The 19248-nt window shown below is 27.4% G+C and carries 24 protein-coding genes; 8 read left to right on the forward strand and 16 right to left on the reverse strand.

Features of this window, described 5'->3' with window-relative positions; genetic code table 11:
• Nucleotides 1–262: 262 nt before the first annotated feature.
• The 3 genes from J2Z24_RS11600 to J2Z24_RS11610 all read right to left on the reverse strand — a co-directional run bounded on the left by J2Z24_RS11600 (nt 263) and on the right by J2Z24_RS11610 (nt 1824).
• Nucleotides 263–451 (reverse strand): hypothetical protein, encoded by a 189-nt coding sequence (locus J2Z24_RS11600; RefSeq protein WP_035147089.1) that lies wholly within the window; start codon nt 449–451, stop codon nt 263–265.
• Between the two features lie 109 nt (nt 452–560).
• Nucleotides 561–743: a hypothetical protein gene (locus J2Z24_RS11605; protein ID WP_035147085.1), complete on the reverse strand. Its 183-nt coding sequence runs from the start codon at nt 741–743 to the stop codon at nt 561–563.
• A gap of 88 nt (nt 744–831) precedes the next feature.
• Nucleotides 832–1824: a hypothetical protein gene (locus J2Z24_RS11610; protein ID WP_035147082.1), complete on the reverse strand. Its 993-nt coding sequence runs from the start codon at nt 1822–1824 to the stop codon at nt 832–834.
• A gap of 257 nt (nt 1825–2081) precedes the next feature.
• Between J2Z24_RS11610 and J2Z24_RS11615 the strand changes: the two genes are divergently transcribed.
• Both J2Z24_RS11615 and J2Z24_RS11620 read left to right on the forward strand, forming a co-directional pair.
• Nucleotides 2082–2234, forward strand: a complete 153-nt coding sequence (locus J2Z24_RS11615) for a TetR/AcrR family transcriptional regulator (protein ID WP_085059035.1) — start codon at nt 2082–2084, stop codon at nt 2232–2234.
• Nucleotides 2200–2313, forward strand: a complete 114-nt coding sequence (locus J2Z24_RS11620) for a TetR/AcrR family transcriptional regulator (RefSeq protein ID WP_085059034.1) — start codon at nt 2200–2202, stop codon at nt 2311–2313. Before J2Z24_RS11615 ends, J2Z24_RS11620 begins: the two co-directional genes overlap by 35 nt.
• A gap of 341 nt (nt 2314–2654) precedes the next feature.
• Here J2Z24_RS11620 and J2Z24_RS11625 read toward each other — a convergent pair whose 3' ends face one another.
• On the reverse strand, nt 2655–3284 hold the full coding sequence (locus tag J2Z24_RS11625; protein WP_035147080.1) for a CatB-related O-acetyltransferase: 630 nt from the start codon (nt 3282–3284) through the stop codon (nt 2655–2657).
• Between the two features lie 114 nt (nt 3285–3398).
• Here J2Z24_RS11625 and J2Z24_RS11630 point away from each other — a divergent pair, with 114 nt between their 5' ends.
• The 3 genes from J2Z24_RS11630 to J2Z24_RS11640 all read left to right on the forward strand — a co-directional run bounded on the left by J2Z24_RS11630 (nt 3399) and on the right by J2Z24_RS11640 (nt 5099).
• The gene (locus J2Z24_RS11630) at nt 3399–3995 is read left to right on the forward strand and encodes a TetR/AcrR family transcriptional regulator (protein ID WP_085059033.1); all 597 of its coding nucleotides are present in this window, start codon (nt 3399–3401) and stop codon (nt 3993–3995) included.
• Between the two features lie 17 nt (nt 3996–4012).
• Complete coding sequence (locus tag J2Z24_RS11635; RefSeq protein WP_035147076.1) at nt 4013–4213, forward strand: hypothetical protein; 201 nt, start codon at nt 4013–4015, stop codon at nt 4211–4213.
• Between the two features lie 79 nt (nt 4214–4292).
• Entirely contained in the window at nt 4293–5099 is an 807-nt protein-coding gene (locus J2Z24_RS11640; protein WP_051593213.1) for a flavodoxin family protein, read from the forward strand.
• An 86-nt stretch (nt 5100–5185) separates the two neighbouring features.
• Here the strand turns inward: J2Z24_RS11640 and J2Z24_RS21405 are convergent, their stop codons facing one another.
• The 8 genes from J2Z24_RS21405 to J2Z24_RS21420 form a co-directional block, all read right to left on the reverse strand.
• Nucleotides 5186–5398: a hypothetical protein gene (locus J2Z24_RS21405; RefSeq protein ID WP_241392954.1), complete on the reverse strand. Its 213-nt coding sequence runs from the start codon at nt 5396–5398 to the stop codon at nt 5186–5188.
• Nucleotides 5377–5601 carry a hypothetical protein gene (locus J2Z24_RS21410; RefSeq protein ID WP_241392955.1) on the reverse strand — a complete coding sequence of 75 codons (225 nt, stop codon included), beginning with the start codon at nt 5599–5601 and terminating at the stop codon, nt 5377–5379. The genes J2Z24_RS21405 and J2Z24_RS21410 overlap by 22 nt, the downstream gene beginning before the upstream one ends.
• 380 nt (nt 5602–5981) lie before the next feature.
• Nucleotides 5982–7130, reverse strand: coding sequence for a Coenzyme F420 hydrogenase/dehydrogenase, beta subunit C-terminal domain (locus J2Z24_RS11650; RefSeq protein WP_241392956.1), 1149 nt, complete (start codon nt 7128–7130; stop codon nt 5982–5984).
• Nucleotides 7084–7578, reverse strand: coding sequence for a GNAT family N-acetyltransferase (locus J2Z24_RS11655; RefSeq protein WP_035147070.1), 495 nt, complete (start codon nt 7576–7578; stop codon nt 7084–7086). Before J2Z24_RS11655 ends, J2Z24_RS11650 begins: the two co-directional genes overlap by 47 nt.
• Nucleotides 7579–7912: 334 nt before the next feature.
• A complete protein-coding gene (locus tag J2Z24_RS11660) occupies nt 7913–8782 on the reverse strand; it encodes a CPBP family intramembrane glutamic endopeptidase (RefSeq protein WP_035147067.1) in 870 nt (289 codons plus the stop codon).
• 99 nt (nt 8783–8881) lie between these two features.
• The gene (locus J2Z24_RS11665) at nt 8882–9643 is read right to left on the reverse strand and encodes a class I SAM-dependent methyltransferase (protein ID WP_035147065.1); all 762 of its coding nucleotides are present in this window, start codon (nt 9641–9643) and stop codon (nt 8882–8884) included.
• Between the two features lie 610 nt (nt 9644–10253).
• Nucleotides 10254–10379: a response regulator transcription factor gene (locus tag J2Z24_RS21415; RefSeq protein ID WP_162175679.1), complete on the reverse strand. Its 126-nt coding sequence runs from the start codon at nt 10377–10379 to the stop codon at nt 10254–10256.
• Entirely contained in the window at nt 10324–12891 is a 2568-nt protein-coding gene (locus tag J2Z24_RS21420; protein WP_035147062.1) for a winged helix-turn-helix domain-containing protein, read from the reverse strand. Before J2Z24_RS21420 ends, J2Z24_RS21415 begins: the two co-directional genes overlap by 56 nt.
• A 439-nt stretch (nt 12892–13330) precedes the next feature.
• Here J2Z24_RS21420 and J2Z24_RS11680 point away from each other — a divergent pair, with 439 nt between their 5' ends.
• Together J2Z24_RS11680 and J2Z24_RS21640 are read left to right on the forward strand one after the other, a co-directional pair.
• Nucleotides 13331–13501 carry a carbon storage regulator gene (locus tag J2Z24_RS11680; protein WP_035147058.1) on the forward strand — a complete coding sequence of 57 codons (171 nt, stop codon included), beginning with the start codon at nt 13331–13333 and terminating at the stop codon, nt 13499–13501.
• Between the two features lie 142 nt (nt 13502–13643).
• Complete coding sequence (locus J2Z24_RS21640) at nt 13644–15278, forward strand: flagellin N-terminal helical domain-containing protein (RefSeq protein ID WP_035147055.1); 1635 nt, start codon at nt 13644–13646, stop codon at nt 15276–15278.
• A 159-nt stretch (nt 15279–15437) separates the two neighbouring features.
• Here J2Z24_RS21640 and J2Z24_RS11690 read toward each other — a convergent pair whose 3' ends face one another.
• Complete coding sequence (locus J2Z24_RS11690; protein ID WP_035147051.1) at nt 15438–15995, reverse strand: GNAT family N-acetyltransferase; 558 nt, start codon at nt 15993–15995, stop codon at nt 15438–15440.
• 890 nt (nt 15996–16885) lie between these two features.
• On the opposite strand from J2Z24_RS11690, the gene J2Z24_RS11695 reads away from it, so the two are divergent.
• Nucleotides 16886–17290, forward strand: a complete 405-nt coding sequence (locus tag J2Z24_RS11695; RefSeq protein WP_035147049.1) for a GNAT family N-acetyltransferase — start codon at nt 16886–16888, stop codon at nt 17288–17290.
• Between the two features lie 220 nt (nt 17291–17510).
• Here J2Z24_RS11695 and J2Z24_RS11700 read toward each other — a convergent pair whose 3' ends face one another.
• The 3 genes from J2Z24_RS11700 to J2Z24_RS11710 form a co-directional block, all read right to left on the reverse strand.
• Nucleotides 17511–18206 (reverse strand): TraX family protein, encoded by a 696-nt coding sequence (locus J2Z24_RS11700; protein WP_035147047.1) that lies wholly within the window; start codon nt 18204–18206, stop codon nt 17511–17513.
• 144 nt (nt 18207–18350) lie between these two features.
• Nucleotides 18351–18512 carry a hypothetical protein gene (locus J2Z24_RS11705; RefSeq protein WP_156950212.1) on the reverse strand — a complete coding sequence of 54 codons (162 nt, stop codon included), beginning with the start codon at nt 18510–18512 and terminating at the stop codon, nt 18351–18353.
• Between the two features lie 314 nt (nt 18513–18826).
• Complete coding sequence (locus tag J2Z24_RS11710; protein WP_035147042.1) at nt 18827–19147, reverse strand: TfoX/Sxy family protein; 321 nt, start codon at nt 19145–19147, stop codon at nt 18827–18829.
• Nucleotides 19148–19248: the final 101 nt, after the last annotated feature.

Here is a 19248-nt window from a genome sequence, read left to right on the forward strand (position 1 = left end):
CTTTCTTTTATTATATAGCTACCATCCGCAATATTTTCTAATTCTACAGGAGTGAGATTTGAGCTTTCCCATTACAAATGTATTAAAAAGAAAGAAGATAATTGCCAATAGAATGACTATAGTTAATTTATTAATAGCCTAACAACACACTCTAATTTTTAAACAATAATTTATCTATATTACTATTATAATTTAATTATAACATAATAATAGTTGCATAAAAAAACAAATCCCGGATATTTGCCGGGAGGAGTTTTCTATATTATAAGCAACGTTGTTTGAAATATTGCCAATATAGTTTATTAACTTTTGCTGTAATATCCTCTCCAGACCTCCGAGGAATAGGAGGATTTATAATTGCATCTACATTTAAATGCGGTTTCTGGTTATCTGGATCAGCTTCTTTTCTAGCCACTATAGTACGAAGAATATGGATATTTTTAAATTTCATCAAGTATCACCTTAATATAGTATTTACCTAAATATAGTATATTCATAAAACACATCAAAATGAATAAATAAAAAAGGACCATGAATAAAAAACACGGTCTCAAAAATCACTATCTTTTAATAAATTTATAATATAATCTATTAACCCTTTCTGTAGCATCTATTCCTGCTCGTTTAGGTACTCCTGGGCTAATGACTCTATCTGAGTTTAAATATTGATCACTCTTATTATTAATTTTACGTTGATCCTTAGTAATTGCAATTTCTCTTAAAATATCAAATTTCTTTCCCATATGATTCCACTCCTATTTAACTGTATTTTATAATTAATATCATAGTTAGTCAAGTGTTGAAGTTTTTTTACCTTTTTTTCACTATAGTTTAATTATTCAACTTTTTTAGATGCTTAGAATAACTTGTTTCTAAAGCAACAATATATGAATATAATAGTTCTCCTAAACCTGCTGGATAAGTTTTTAAACAATCAATAATAATGGTAATGTAATCACCAAATAAACTGAGATAATATTTTACAAATATCTTGTTTTCGTATGCATATACATAATTATTCTGCATATTTGTTTTTACTTTTTTTAAAATAAAAGCATTATATGATAATTCATTTGTTAAAAATTCATCGAATTTATTATATGGAAGTAAAACAATACTTAAGTCTGTATTTTCACATATAAATAAACTTAAAAATCCATCAAGCAAAAGGATAAATTCATCAAGAGTATAATCATCTCTTATCAAATTATCATCTTCCAATTCTGTCATTAATTTATCAATATCACACATGTTTTTTGAGAAGTCATCTATTATGGTTACATATTGATTAATAAGTTCATTTTGTATTTCTGCTATGGATTTCTCTGTTTCAAACTCCACTCCATCTTTTCCTATTTTTTTGATAGAATATTCCTTAAAAATAATAGAGTATATTATGGTAGTAATTATAAAATATCCAATAAAGTTTATTATAAATATATATTGAGATTGAGCAATTCCAAATATATTTAAAGAATAGGATTGAAAGAAATATTCTTTATTTAAATTATAATATAGGGCAAAAATGAAAAAAGATAGTGAATAAAAAATATATTTAAAAGATGTTGTATCAATATCTAAATTTATATGAGACATTATACATTTATGCCTATAATAAATGTATACATATGTAATCAAAATAATACCAATAGAAATTAATAATAATACTTGTCCATCATCTTTATAAAATTCCAAATTGAATCCGTTAGAAAACTTTAATCCGAAACAGAAGCCAACCACCATAGAAATTATCAATGTTATTAGGGAACTTTTCCAAGGTTTAATATAGTGCTTAAAAAACTTAATAAAATTCTCCTTTATCATTGTTATACCTCCCTTGTTAATATTTATTTTATTTGCCCTAATATTGCTATGGCAATTTGTAAAATCAATTGATGAAAATCAAATATCTTATTCTGTTATAAAGTAATGGTTAAAAGTAGAAATATCTATTTGTATTATTTTACTATTATTAGTTAATTATAACATATTACTAAAGTAAATTATAAATAAGTTAACTATTAATTATTGTATATGTAAAGTTTTGAACAAATATTTGTTTTTATTGAGATATTTATGATATGGATAATGTAACTAAAATCAAAGAAGCTGCAATTGATGTATTTTCTCAGAAAGGATATAAAGAGACAAAAATTACTGATATAGCAGAGAAGGGAGAAGTTTCAGTAGGAACTATATATGCAAATTTTAAAAATAGCATTATCAGTTTTTAGAGAAAGCGGATATAATGCTACTTCTATGAATCAGATTGCCTCAGAATGTGGCTTTACAAAGGCTGTATTGTACCCATAATTATGTATAATTATGGAATGAATAAAGTTGCAGAAAAATTTTCTAAATATCTTAAGATATTATTTGAAAAGGGAATAATTAAATGTACTAATCCAAGGATTACTACAAGGTCATACTATAACAGTATAATTAAAGCCAATCTCTAATTTTGAAAGAGATTGGCTTCAATCAAGAAGCTTTATTCCATTGGAGATTTTAAAGCTTTCTACCTGCATGGCAGGGGGTCATGCTACTGAATAAGTTCTATAAGGTTTAAATGGAGAAAGTATTTTTCTCAAGCAAATTTCACCTGAACCTAAGAATCACTTGATGATATAGTTAAAGTAGGTTACAAAATATCACTATAACTTATCAATGTTTCCTGATTGAATGTGTTGAATATTTGCTTGGATTTTTTCATATGGCCAATCCCACCACTTAATTTTCATCAACTTAAAAATTACGCCATCACTAAACCTTTTTTTTATAGCTTTTGCTGGTACTCCTCCAACAATAGTGTAAGGTGGAACATCTCTGGTAACTACTGCTCTAGTTCCAATAATTGCACCATCTCCAATTTTTACACCTGACATAATTATAGCATCATATCCTATCCATACATCATTGCCAATTAGAATATCACCTTTATTATCCCAAGCATCTGTTATATGGCTGATGTTTAAACCCCATTCCTCATAAAATATTGGAAATGTGTAAGTGGATAGTGATCTCATTGAATGATTTCCACTAGTCATGAGAAACTTTGTTCTACATGCAATTGAACAAAATTTTCCTATTATTAATTTATCATTATTTACAGGATAATGATATAATACATTATTTTTTTCAAAATCCCTCGGATCATTATAAAAATCATTGTATATTGTATAATTTCCAACTTTTATATTATCTTTAGTAATTACATTTTTAAGATATACTGTTTGATAATCATTACTTCTTGGATACACTTTATTTAAATTTGGAATAGTCATATTTAATTATCTCCTTTATATTATGAATTAATTATAACATATTGCTAGATATATATTGACATTGTTTAGCGGATTTGCTATACTGAACATGTTCAAATTTGGTTCAGTTTATGTATGATTTTTCATATAAGGAGATATAAAATGTTTAATAAGGATATTAACGCTAAAGATAAAATAATCAAAGTAACTATTGATATGTTGAATGAGGTTGGTGAGCCAGATAAAATAACAATACGTGAAATTGCAAAGCGTGCAAAGGTAGGTGTGGGATTAATCAACTATCATTTTCAAACAAAAGAAAACTTACTTTACAAGGCAGTTTCTCATACCATGAGTGAGATGGCAGTACAGCTACAAAAGTTAAATGATAGTGAAGATAAAAATCCAATTCAAAGATTAAAAATAATGCTTAAAGAGCTTTCTGATTTTACTGTACGCTATAGTAAACTTAGTTTGATATTAGCGTCATATGACATACAACAAGGGGATATGCAAACACCACTGTATTTGATACCAGTATTAAGAGAAATATATAAAGATACCAAGGATGAGATAGAAATGCGAATAATTGCTCTAGAGATAATTGCAACTCTTCAAGTTACTTATATACGTTCTCAAGCATTTCAGATATACACTGGCATAGACATTAATAATAAAGCTCAAAGGGATGAACTTATTGATATCATAGTAAATAGTGTAATTAATAAATAAGGATGAGGGGATTTTAAATGAAAGTAATATCTTTAATAACAGGAATTGTAACTATATTGCTTCTTTTATCAACATTGATTTGTGGATTATGGATTAAGTCTCATGATCTTGTAAATAATATTGATTCGTTGGCTTTCCATATGAGAATAGGTATTGCATCGGTTATATTCGGATTGTTTTCTACTATACTCCTAATTATTCAAGTAATAAAACATTAAATATTTTTTAGTTTTATTGCAAGCATAATTGTAAAATGAAAATTTGAAAATAAATTATAATATTTGGAGAGTATTAATCATGAAGATACTAACAATTATAGGAAGTCCAAAAGGAAAGGGTAATACTTATGAGGTAGCAAAAAAGGTAGAGGAAAAAATCTTAAAAATGAATAAAAATATTGAATTTGAGTATTTAATGCTTAAAAATACTAATCTTGAGACATGCAGAGGGTGTTTTCAATGTCTTGAAAAAGGAGAGAGTCATTGTCCATTAAAAGATAACCGTGAACAAATTGAAGCTAAAATAAAAGAAGCAGATAGTGTAATATTTGCTGCACCTGTATATGTTTATAATGTTCCTTGGATTATGAAAAACTTTATCGATCGCTTTGCATATATTAGCCATCGACCACGTTTTCATGGTAAACGGGCTATGATCATTGCTACTACTGGAGCAGTTGGATTAAAAGTGGTATTATCCATTGTTACTTTTGCAGTAAGCACCTGGGGTTTTAATATATCACAAAGACTAGGAGTAATATGTCCACCTGGTAAAATCTTAGAGAATGAGAAGAAAAGACTAATTAAAACCACTGAAAAGAATATTATTAAAGCTTCAAAAGCATTTTATAATTCACTTATAGATACTAAGCCTGAAAAACCGGGGCTTATTAAGCTCATAAGTTTTAATCTTCAAAAATATGCTTTTTATGGTGCAGAAAAAGGTTTAGCAGATTATCAATATTGGAAAAACAAGGGTTGGCTTGAAAAGGGCACAGAATATTATTACAATGTAAAAATAAACCCTTTCAAAAGAGCATTATCAAAAGCTGTGGTAAAAATATGGTACTTTAATATACCTAAACCAATCAACTCAAAATATTAGTTTAAAAACTACATAGTAATTATATATAAAGTTTTAAACTTGCCATTTTAGTGGCAAGTTTATTGTTATACTAAAACTTATGAAAGTTAATATCCAAAAAGTTTCTTTGAAGTGGTTGCAATACCTACATTTCCTTTTAGAATATTCATTACTTCTTGTAAATTTTTTCTGTGAGTTGCTTCCATGTGCATTTCTTGTTTATACTGAAAAGCTGTACTGTGATTTTTATTTGCATTATAATGACAGGACTTTGTTTCACCAGAATCCGTTGAATTTTCTAAGACTTTTTGTTTTTCCATTTGAGAAATAGAACTTTGTTTAATAAAACTTTCTGACCTTTTTCATCCACTACATATGTGCAGTAATATTTTCCTTGTTTTTCTGATATAATTTGTTTCTTTTTTTTCAACTTCTCTGTATCTTTATCCTTATGTTGATTTTCTGATGTTATAGAAGAATTATAAGATTTGCTATTATAAGCATTATTTATATAGAAATTCATTTTTACATCTCGCTAATATAATTCTTAGTCTATAACTTATATCGGCAAAATATTGTAAAACTTAACCTATTCTGGAATCAAGTGTTGTGTAATAACTGTTATAAGGTGGAATAAACTTTTTGAAATAAAAATGAATTGCCCAATTTACAAAGTTTTACCAAATGCAATTGAAAATACGTTTCCTTCTATTACTTAAGGATTTGTTTTATTATAATAAATGCATCCAAGCATATCATATATTTTTTCATCCTTTGAATTAATATTTCCTTATAATTATAACTTCCTGTCTTAGTATTAAAAGTTATGCTTTAAATATTATTTATTTAGGACTTTTTTAGTGATCTTAGATGCTTGGATGATTTTACAAAATTCTAGCAGTGTTATTTGGTTAATTGTTCAATGATATACTGAAAGCCATATTTTCTATAATCCTCCCAGAATTTCTTACGGCTTTCTGGAAATTTTATAGGTTCACTTAAGCGTTGTTGTTCTGTAAGGGATTCTTCTTTTGGGCGCTTCTCATATTTCAATTCTTTACTACATTCTTTGAAAAGCTCAGCTCCTTTTTTGGTATTTATTAAGACTACAGAAACTCCTCTTTTATCCATCCATTCAGGAGCATACTTCTCAATTCCCCAATAATCCGCAATGGTAATATCTGAAGCACGATGTATATCCGTAAATCGGCATTGTTCACAGGAAGGACGCATAATAGTCTTTTTTCCAAAGAAAAGCTTATAAAATCTTTCATCGTTATGGATCTCTTGACTATTTGAAGTAGTAAATAAAAATGTTTTATTACTATTTTCACGACTCCAATCAATTATCTTAGATCGAAATTGAATACTAGTTAATTTCCCACCATATTCTTTTTGTAATAATCTTTTGTAATCCTCCCAAACTAGAGGACTTGGAATACTATGGCAAATCACATCACATACATATAGATTTTCCGTAAGTGGTGAATTATCCATATATCCACGTAATCCTGCGGTTTGACAAGGTGTTCCTGTAAATAAGACTTTTCTTTTATTAATTAAGTCCTTTTTTATTTGTTGGAAAATATTACTTATATTGCTTTGTACATACTTAGATATTCTCATTCGGTTTCGGTCTTCAAAAGTTTCAGCCCTTTTATGCAACACATGGAATTCATCATCGTAGTCAACTCCATAAACAACTCCGCCTTCCCTAAGTATGGCATCGGAAAGTGCTGTAAAAGCTCCTCCAGATGTTGATTTCATGAGAACCTCTTCTGACTTATGTTTGGCTACTAAAAATTCTGGCACAGTTATTTCTTTATAATTTCCATCACAAACTAAAGGACAAATATTTATGCATTTATGGCAGTCTATACATAGGCGTTGGTCTATAGTTGGGTATAAAAATCCCTCTTCATCTGGCTTCATATTAATTGCCTTTGTAGGGCAAGTATTATAACATGCACTACAACCTGAACAATTCTTTTTGTTTGAATAAATTTTATCCATGATAAATCTCCTTCTCAAAGATGAAAGATTTACTACCATTAGCACATATGTTTTCTCTACAAAAAATAAAGCCGCATTTTTTAGTGTAAAAGTGATGGTTTCTTTTTGAATAATCGGGAGTTTCAACAGTCCATTTTTTAGCATCTTTGTATTTTTGTTCTATGTCCTTCCATACCATAGTTCCTAGATGATCTTTTCGATAATCTGAGTTAATAAATAATAGTTCTAAGGTATATTCATTATTTTCCTTTATTCCAATAGTGTAAGCACCAACAATATTATTTTTATAAATTATTTTATAACTTTCAAAGTCTTTATGCTCATTAAGTTTTTTAATTAAACTACCATCACTATATCCAGTAGGACCGTCCTCTTTCAAATCAGTATGCATTGATGTATCTTCATTAAATGCAGAAGTCATTATTCTTGTTAGTATCTCATAATCAACTGGATATATTTTCTCATAGGATATTTTATTGTTTATCATAAATTTCTCCTTTATTGACGCATTATCTTATAATATATGAAATAATTATAACATATTTCAGAAAAGATTATGGAAAATATTCAAAGTTCAAGGTGGCAGGAGACTTGTATTGGATACAATTGTAATAGGGGAGACTTGAGGCAAGGTAATAATAAAGCTAGGAATGTTATGTTAGCACTCCCAGCTTTATTGACAAGAGATTATTTAAAACTATTACAATGAATCATAGGACCATTACATACTTCATTTCTAGTCATCAAATCATCCCTAAGAAAAGTATAAACTCTATTCAAAAAGTAGAGTCAACATATAATTTACCAATATGAGAAGTTTATTATTCAACAGGTAATTGTGATGATGAGCTATTTTTCTCAAAATTAACATTAGTAGATGGTAATTTATTAATATGTTTTATAAAAAATATTCCTGATACTATAAAGATTACTATACCTATAAGAAGACTTATAGCATCAAACTGGAAATTTACAAAAATTAAAGCAATAGCAAATAGGTTGTTTAACGCATGAGATACAATACATAGTATTAAAGATTTTGTTTTATAGTATATTATTGCTAAAAACAGTCCTAAAAGTGTAGAATTAATAAATTGAGGAATATTTAAATGAATTATTCCAAATATAAGTGATGAAACAATTATGGCAGTTGATGCCTTATACTTATTTAAAAATCCTTCTAGGATAATTCCTCTTATAAGTATTTCCTCGAAAATAGGTGCTACTATTATAATAGAAATAACTACTACAATGAAAGCAACTATTAGAGAAGGAGTGGCAGATAAAGATAAGTTTTCAAATTTCTCTTCAATAAAATTGGGTAGGGGTATTTTTTCTACTAAATGACCAATGGAACTTTGGCGACATACAAAGAAGCCCAAAAATAGAAGAGCTGTGTATAATAATAGTTTAAAATTAAATTTTTCAATATAATGTATCTTAAAATTAACTTTAAGTTTATTTCTTATTTTATTTAAAGTTAATTTTACTCCTACAATATTTATTATTATATCATTTAATAAAACTATAATTAGCGACAAAGTTTCATAGGAGCCAAAGGGCATATTTATTACAATTAATCTAAGAGGAAGTCCTACAATAAGTGGTATTAAAATATAGTACATGAGTATGATTTTAAAAGAACCTAATACGGACAATTCAAATTTATTCTCAACTATTTCATTTTCCATAAATCAATTACCTACTTTCTTGTAATTTATTACTAATTTAGATAAGTGGAATATACTCAATAAATTCATTTTAATAAAAAATAAATAATTTTTAGATTATTACTCTTTTATATTTCTAGATACAATAATAAATCTATGTTCATAGCTTTCAATGTAGTGGGATGTTTTTAATTCTTCATATATTTTGCATAACTCATCAAAACAACTATCTACAGAAAAGTAAGGGAACTCCCATTGGATGATTTTAGCGAAGTACACAATAGCTCCAACATCATAAAATCGTAAATATGGGAAATATTCGTTTTTGTATAAAATCTCAAATGAATTTCTTTTAAATTGTTTTAATGAATAATTCAAATTAAGGTATGAATATTGTGATACAAAATTTTTAATCAATCGTTTAGAAAGAAATTCATTATTCTTTCCACCTACTTGCTGTGTAATAAATATACCATTAGGTTTTAATATTCTTTTAACTTCTTTTACATTATAGGATTCATGCCTATTAATGATTATATCAAAAGAATTTTCTTCAAAGGGTAATTGGGTATCTTCATACACTTGACGAACACAAATACCTAATGGTGATAACCTGTCATTACATAATTTAACATTAGGTTCCCAAGCTTCTGTAACGGAAGTTTTTTCATAAGGATGGTTTAAGGATAATAAAAACTCTCCACCACCTGTGCCCATATCAAGCAACTGATAATTAGATTTTAAATACTTTTTTAATATATCTTTATAGTCCCAAGGTAAATGTTCCTCTTCCCATCTGTTTTTTAAATAGGAAAAATTCCATCCTTGAAAGCTCATTTCTTCATCTTTTTTCCATAGATTTTTTAATTTATCATAACTCATAACTGTTCTCCTTTTAATATTATTATTTAAAATAAAAGCAGTGCAGTTAACTGATAGCAAGTATATTTTTACTCGATACAATCTGCTATCAGATTATATTAACTGCACCGAGTAGTTAATTCGTTTTGCTCTCATTATAAGTTCACCTACTTTCATATCAATTTATTATAGTTTTAGTACCTTTAAATCCTAAAGAAGGTATGTAAATAATAATTTATTTTACTTAAAATACCATTGTGAAATAATTATAACATATTTTTAAGAAAATTACGGAATGTTAGACAATAGATTGCAGGAGAGAGGACTTAGAATTTATTAATTAGAAAGATAGGAATGTTAAGTTTAGTTGACAAAGTTCCATTCTATTAAGTCAACTCTACAATGTAAGTTATGACTATCTTATTAGTGAAAGCCATATTGATGCATTAGGTGGAGAAATTATGCTTCCATCTGGAGGACTACCAAGTGTAGCTATTCAGGGTAAATATTCTATTTAGAGAATCCTTAAGAAGAAGAAACGAAGTATTAACATATAAAAGCAAATTATGAGCTATACACTTAGCTCATTAACTGCTTTTATGTGATGTTAACAAATTACGTCTATAATTTATTATATGAAATATGCATTATAAAACTTTATTGCTTGAGCTCTGTTTTTAACATTAAGCTTGTTGAAAATATTATTTATATGCTTTTTTACTGTGCTTTCTGAAATATATATTCTTTGATATTTCAATATTAGATAATCCTTCTGCTACCAATCCAAGAACTTGTTGTTCCCTTCCACTTAAAGAGTTATCTACTCTTAATTTCTTAGAAGTGGAATTAGTATTTGATTGTGTATACTTAATAAGTTCAAAAATATAATTATTTGTTTTACCTAATGATATGTTATGATTATTTAAATCTATAAGTATATTATTTATGTAGTTAATACAATCTAAAAAAATTCTGCAATAATAATTTTTATGTCCAAGTTTTATTGCTTTTTCTAACTCGAGCATAGCACCTTCCTTATTACCATTATTGTATTTAACAATGGCAAATAAAAGTAAAAATTTTATCTGACTTTCCACTCGTTTAGAGTTAAATATAGGTTCCTTCATTTTATCTAATAAAGTTATTGCTGAATCCAATTTATCTTCTTTAAAAAGAAGAAATATCTTTGAAAAATGCTGAGGTTCATAGGCTAAGTATCCTATACTTTTTTTACTATAAAAAAACTTAATCATTAATTTTTTAGCCATATCTATTTGACCTATTTTATCTAATATAATTACAATATCAAAGATACATAAAGAAAGAATAAATGTACTATTGTACTTATCAACCAAATTATTTATTTTAATTATGATATCAAAGGCTTCATCAATTTTATTTTTTTCAACTAGTATTTTTGCAAATGTAATATATTCAAAAATCAAATCATCATAGCCATCTCTATTTAAGGTTAATTCAATAGCTTTATTTATATAATAGAATGATTTATCTAAATCATTTAATTCATAGTATACATTAGCTAAGCCCGCATAAAATACATCAGTTATATAGATTAGAGGCTTATCATTATGAGATATTTTATTAATATTATCCTTATATATTTTACCTGCCTCATATAAATTTCCAGTTAAGTGTTTTATATATCCAAGCCTATATTGAGCTATAAAATAAAGGTAAATATTTTGGTTTTCATGAAAAGATATATTATATTTTTTATAGTATGTTTCAGATTTATCAAAATCACCTATAAAGAAATAAAGTTCTCCTAAATTTGCATTAGTAATTTCTTTAAATAATTTAATTTTAGATTCTGATTCACAATAATTCTTAGTAAGGGATAAACCATAATCTAAATCAAGACGTACTATAGCACTTGTAATTCTAATAAAAAGTATTTCATGGGAAAAATCTTTAAAATGTTCACTGTTAAGATTAATTCCTTTTAGGAATAATATAGATTCTTCTCTATCTAATTTTCCTGTAAGAGCCAAACAAATACAATAGTAAACTACTATAACTGGGTTTTTAAGAAGTTCATTTAAGGGCAGTTTTTCAATAATATGTACTAATTTTATAAATTCTCCATTGGATAAAAATGAATTTGAATTTTTCTCTACAAGTTTAAGACATTCTGCATATTCATCAATTTTTAAATAATATTCAAAGGACTCCTCTATCATATTATTTTTATTAAACCAATTAGCGGCATGAGTATATAAGTCATTTACAATACTGGAATTATTTTTAAAAAGTTTGTTTTTTAAAAAAGATCTTAATATTTTAGGATATTTTAAAGAGCCAGTTTTTTTACATTTAGTGAGAACATTAGCTTTGTATAATAATTCAAGTATTTCTGCTGCATTTTCTTTACCTGTTAAGAACATACATAATCTATAATCTAATTCATCTAATATAGATGTTTTAAGCATAAACTCCTGCAAATCATCATTAAAATAATGAAATACCTCTCTATCTAAATATTCGTAAACGTAATAGTTATACATGGTTAGGTTTTCTAAATTATGTCTTATTGAAGCTGTTTCTTGTATAGTTAAGGCTATTAGCTTTAGGATGCTTGGCCACCCTTCAGTAAAAGATAAAATATTTTCAATTTCCTTTGTATTTAAGTTTAATTCATATATTTTGTTAAAAAAGATTTCTGTGTCTTCCATTGTAAATTTCAAGTGAGATACACCTATTTCAAAAAAGGTATCATTTAGTTTTAGCTGACTTAAACCTATAATTGGAAGAGTTTTTGATAACAAAATAAAATGAATATTATCAGGTATTGAATAATACTCACATAAAACTTTTTCAAAAAGATTTTTATCTTTAAGTAATTCAAAGTTGTCAATTATTATAAATATATGCTCATTCATATTTGAAAGAGTTTCCATAAGTTTTTGTAACTTTGTAAATAACAAATTTGTATTATTAATACATTTATCTGTACTGCTTATACTTGCTGATATATATTTCTCTATTGATATTATAATAGAGTATAAAAAGCTATTTTGATCCCATTCATCATTAAGTGTATTTATGTATATTGTATCCGAAGTATAATTGTTAATTTCAATCCAGGTCGAAATCAATGTAGTTTTACCATAACCAGCTGGTCCATGAATATAGGTTATTTTTTTAGAAAGAATTTGATTAAGAATCTCAAACAGATCATATCTTAATATCACTTCATTCTCATAAGATTTTTTTTGTTCTTTATTACAAATAGTTATTGTTGAACTCATGCTTTTCACCTCTGTAGCTAATATAATAATTAATTTTTTATTATTTTAATTTTAAATTTTGCCACGTCTATAAAATTTCAATACTTTTACAATATCGGTAAATATCATATTCAATTTATCAGCACGTAATAAAAAGCCTTTTTTATGTAACAAATAAATTTTTTTACTAATCTGACTTAGCATTTATTCGGATGATTTTATAAAAAGGTTTTATACATTTCCTATGTGTTCTAGTATACCAAGGATGTATCCTCTTTAAAATAGAACCAATGATGTACTTTTCCATATACCTATTTAGAGTTATATAGAACTTTTGTATAAATAGGAAAATTAAATTAATTATACCTAAAACTAAACTTTTGGGTAATATCCTGTTTTTAGATGAGATGTTATCATGGGCATAAGTCAAAAGCGATAGGATTTCAAGGAGGGAAAAAACATGCTAGTTGTAGGAAGAAAACATGGGGAATCAATAATGATTGGTAAGGATATAAGAATTACAGTAGTAAAAAGCGAGACGGGTAAAACTAGACTTGCTATTGAAGCACCAAAATATATGCCTATTTCTCGTGAGGAAGTATATGAAGAATACAAGAACAAATTTGACTAATTTAAACAAATCATATATAAGCAATGGATATTTTAAAGATCCATTGTTTACATATAATTTGTTCTAAATAACAAATTATAAATTAAAACAACTGTGGAACAGGGAAGTCCACAAGATTTAAAATTACAGGGAGGGTTTTATAATGATAATTAATCACAATCTTAATGCAATGAATGCCCATAGAATGATGAATTCTAATATAGGTGCAACAGGAAAGTCAATGGAAAAGTTAAGCTCAGGTTTAAGAATAAACAGAGCTGGAGATGATGCAGCAGGTCTTGCTATATCAGAAAAAATGAGAGGACAAATCAGAGGGTTAGATCAAGCTTCAAGAAATTCTCAAGATGGTATTTCAATGATACAAACTGCAGAAGGTGCTTTAAATGAAGAACATAGTATTCTTCAAAGAATGAAGGAGTTAGCAACTGAAGCAGCAAATGGTACAAATACTAAAGAAGATACCAGTTCAATTCAACAGGAAATAAATCAATTAACTTCTGAAATTAATAGAATAGGAAATACAACTGAATTCAATAAACAAAAAGTTTTACAAGGTGGAGATGTTGATACAAGCAAGTTAGGAACAACAATTGCAGGAGCAGGATCAGGAACAAAGGGAACACCAGCAAAGTTGGAAGTAGCAGATGTTAGTGGTCTTTATGGTAAAAAAATGACAGATATTTTAAGTGCTACACCAAAAATAACATTAAATGGAAAAGATATAGATTTAACAAATACAAAAGCATTAGACGGAAGTAGCGGTACACAACTTACAACTGATGAAATTATGAGTGCAATACAAAGCGATATTGATGCTGTTTATGATGGAACTGCTAATGGAGGAGTTACATTTAAATTAGCTAAAACAGATGATGGTAAAGGCTTTACAATAGAGTCATCTGAAAAGGGTTCAAAGTCAGCTGTTACTATTACAGCAAATGCAGATTCAGCAGCACTTAAATTAACAAAAGATGGAAGCACTGACTCAGAAGCTAAAGGAGCAGATGAAGTAAAGGGTTCAGCATCAGCACCAACAGTAGCAGTAGCAGCAACTGCAAGCGGTGTAAAAATAGGTGCTAATAGTTTTACAATTGATGCAGGTAATGGTAATGGAGCAAATGGTAATATTACTATAGAAATTAAGCAATCTGCAAATGCTGGAGATGCTTCAACAGCAGCATTTTCTAATGATGGTAAGACATTAACTCTTACTTTGGATAAAGGTAAGAATTTCACTTCATCAGACATACAAAAACTAATTGCATCAGCTAACAATGATGATAACAAGCCAACATATTTAGATATGACAAAGTTTACTGTAAAAGCAGATGATGCTGCAAATGATTCAATTGATGCATCAACATTATCAGATACTGCAACAGCAAATTTAAGTGGTGGAGTAAGTTTACAAACTTTCACTTCTGATTCAAAAGCTGGAGTAACCAATGGAACAGATGATGTTGTAGTAGAGTCAGGATTAGATGTGTCAGATCATGACCATGCAACACATGCCATATCTGTATTAGATAAAGCATTAGCAATGGTTTCAACTGAAAGAGGTAAGCTAGGTGCAATGCAAAACAGACTTGAGCATACAATAAATAACTTGAATACATCTTCTGAAAACTTATCAGCAGCTGAATCAAGAATTAGAGACGTAGACATGGCTAATGAAATGATGAAATACTCAAAGTCTAATATACTTACTCAGGCTTCTCAAGCAATGATAGCACAAGCTAAATCACAACCTGAACAGGTCCTTCAATTATTGAGATAATTTCACACATTGGTTCTTCTAAAAAGAGAATGCATATGGGTTTTGTATAAAATTTAATAGATGAGCTAAGCAGTGATTGGAGATTACCACAGGGGTTATTCCTTGTGGTAATTTTCCATATAATAGATGTATCCATAATTTTGTCAGTTATTTTTGACATTACATCGGTAATATATCCATTAATCTCCCCATTATAACTGTATTATAATAGTTTCCATCTTTATGAATACGGTCCTTTATTAATAATCCCTCTTCTACAAATCCGTACTTTTTATATAATTGAATTGCTTTTGTATTTGTTTCTACCACAGTTAATGAAATTTTTTCAATTCCAACAGTATCTGCCCACATTAAAATATTTTCTAGTAGTACTTTACCAATTCCATGTCCCCAATATTTTTTTGATATACATATTCCAAACTCTGCTTTATGTCTGAATCTACTTAACTTATTTCTCTCACAACGAGTAAATCCAACAATTTTACCATCTACTTCTGCAACTAAAAATAAAGTTTTTTCAGCTATTGAATCTTCATAAATAAGTTTTTCAAAATCTTTTGGCGTTAACAATGCTTCACCAAATTCTCTATCAAGATTTTCTGTTTCACCATCAATTTTAACTCTTAATTTAGATAATTCAATTGAATCATCTTTTGTTGGACAACGAAGTATCCATGTTAGATTTTTACCTTCTATTCTTTGGGTTTCAATAATCATATGTTACCTCCAGCAGTGTTATTAAAATAAGTGGTAATTTTTACCGTATTCATTTAACTAATGTTAATTATATCATATATAAATTTCAGAAAAGAAATAAGTTAAGAAGGCTAGGAACTTGTGGGGGAGGAGATATACAGATTGTGTTAATAGTCTTACCTAAGAAATATGATGTTTTTTAGTGCTATATGTATTAGCGGAACATACATAAATAATAGTGATAAACGTTGCCAAACACCCTCATTTGCTATAATTGTCTGCTGAAATTTAGGCTTGTCTGACATAATAAATAATACAAAGAAAATTAGTGCAAGAATAAAGCATATTAAACAAATGATAGCAATTTTATTATCTTTTATTTTAAATGATAAAATGCTTAGAAGCAAAGGCACAAATAAAAGGGACATAAATCCCAAAGCTGAGCCTATGCCATGAATTTTTCAAGCTATAGTTTCTGTTTTTTTATTCTGATTTACACTAAAAATACCTGCTAAAATACCAGCACCAATTGCAAATACAATTATTAAAATAAAAATTGCTATACTCAATGGCTTTGAAATTGAACAATATTGTTTATATAAGCTAACAGAACTGATTATCAATAATATGCTTAATATTTCAAGCCATATATTATAGTATATTCTTACAGGGCTGTTTGGATTTCCTAAAGAACTTATAACCATTTTTTTATGAGTTAATTATAACACATTGTTAAGGGAAGTCACTCTTAGACTTTTCTGAAAAATATTTTGGACATATTAATATTTATATTTGTGAAGGGAAAGCTAAAAATGTAACTAACATAGTATTTAAAGTAATGTTTTTATTTTTATGGATTAACAAGTGTAATTCAGTATATAAAGCAAAAAAACGAAAGGAAGAGATTTGACTTGAATATAGATATTTCATATGAAATCCCAAATGCAAAAGAATATAATAATTTAAGGATAATTTCAGGATTGAGTCCTAGAAATGAAGAAGCATCAAAAATAGGGCTAAAAAATTCTATGTTCATGATTACTTTAAGAGATTCAGATAAATTGGTTGGCATGGGAAGAATCATAGGAGATGGAGGATGCTGCTATAATATAGTAGATATTGCTGTAGATCCTTCTTATCAGGGCAATGGATTTGGCAATTTAATTATGTCCCAAATAACTAAATATCTAGATGATCATGTACCAAAAGGTTCTTATGTAAGCTTAATTGCTGATGTGCCAGCAGATAAATTATATAAAAAGTTTGGGTTTGATTACTCAGCACCAAGGTCTGTTGGTATGGCAAAAAGATATTAAAATAATATTATTGTATTTATGATAATTGCTAAATTAATGCATATATCTAAGTATGAACAGTGCCATCTAATGCCAGAACGGTAACAAAATTTAGTTAAATATTGAGAATCTGTTTTAAACATAAATGCATTGCATGATTTAAGTTTTAATTGACATACTAAAGTGCTATTTTTAGGTAAGTCATATTTTGCCGCACTAACACTGCTTAGCCTAAATCCTGCTATTTAAATGCTATATAATTTCCAATTATATATAAAATCCATATATGCACTGGATAGAAAATGTAGAAGAAGTATTTTGATTTTCTTCCTCTTTCTCCGTTATACATAAGCATAAAAGGAAGGGCAAAAACCATCATCCATTGATAATTTACTATAAATAAATTATTATAAATACTTTCTGATGGATTAGTTAATACAATTAATGATAACAAAATATAAAAAATAGACATTTTAACTTTGCTATCTCTATTATAGTAAAAAATTAATACTATAATAGTACTGAATATACTTCCCTCAGTAAATAGCATGACTATACATATTACTATAATAGTTAAAATAGATGAGGTCTTATCATCACTTTGTTTTTTACCTTCAATAGCAGTAAGAAGGGCTATACTAAATCCCATTGAAAGAAATATATTATTGGTGATTCTTACTGGTCTTTTAAAGATATACATTAATATAGTTGAAACTAAAAGCATTATTACTCCACCAATAAATAACCTTTCCATATACTTTTTTCTACTGCTTGTATGAAAAAATCCTTCTACTAGTAAATAAAAAAATACTGGTGCTGCAAGTCTTCCAATATAACGTAACCATAAAGGGGAGCCTACAATAAATTCACCAACGTGGTCTATAAACATTACAATTACCATTATTACTTTTAGTTGAAAGCTATTAAATATTTTCATATTACTCTCCTAATAATTTAGATTTTTAATGTTAGCTACTTATATTATATTGTAAATAGGGAAGCATTACCAAATGCTTTAATAAAATTTATTGGGAATTGTATATATTTAAATGGAATGGATAATGAAAATTCATAATAGAAATTACAAATATTCACTATCCGTCCCACAGGTTTTTATAAAATTAACAAATGCATGACCTATAGGAGTATTAGTCACATTTATGCTTACTGCTGTAATTATATCTATTATAATAGATAGAGCAATTCCTAATAATATTATTTCTCCAGAATATTTTTTATCCAATGCTATACCTTTTTCTCCGTTGTATCCTCCTCGTAAATAACATATCATCAGCTTCTTATTAAACAATTTTTATAGTTACCATAATATCTTGTTCTAAATCATTAAGATGGACTAATCTTTTCTTAGTTAAATATTTAATGTATCTATTTTCTTCATTAGGATATATTTTTTCTGTGAAGAGATCTTTCAAGTAAGCTATATTCTTTAAAGGATATAGTTATTTCTTTGCTTTCCATTAAATTCACCACCAAATTTTATATTTGAAACAAAAACAGAATTTTTATATTGTAATTCTACTTTTAAAATAATCTTGATTATTTTTTCTTTTTGGGTTTTGGCATTGGTAGTTCTTTATAAGTTGCAGACACAACTTCAGACAAATAGTCTCTATCATCTAAACATTCAATTAGAAAAGATGGTTTTGCACCTTTATAGGCAGGGGCTTCTACTACTTCATGTAATAGATTTTTACCACTTTCAGTTTTCTTTAGAAAAAATTGATCATCACATATTAAGCCTATTATTTTTCCATTACAGTACACTCCATAATCACCAAACATTTTTCTGTAAGTTATATTGCCAGCACCACTTATTTGATCACAAACATATTCTACAAATTCTATATTTGAAGCCATATTTTTTATACCTACTTTCATATATTATAATTTTTTATTTGATTTTAATTATATCATAATTTATAAATACAGTTATTTATTTGTTTCCTATGAAATTTACT

Source organism: Clostridium tetanomorphum (assembly GCF_017873215.1).
Classification (GTDB): Bacteria; Bacillota; Clostridia; order Clostridiales; family Clostridiaceae; genus Clostridium_AO; species Clostridium_AO tetanomorphum.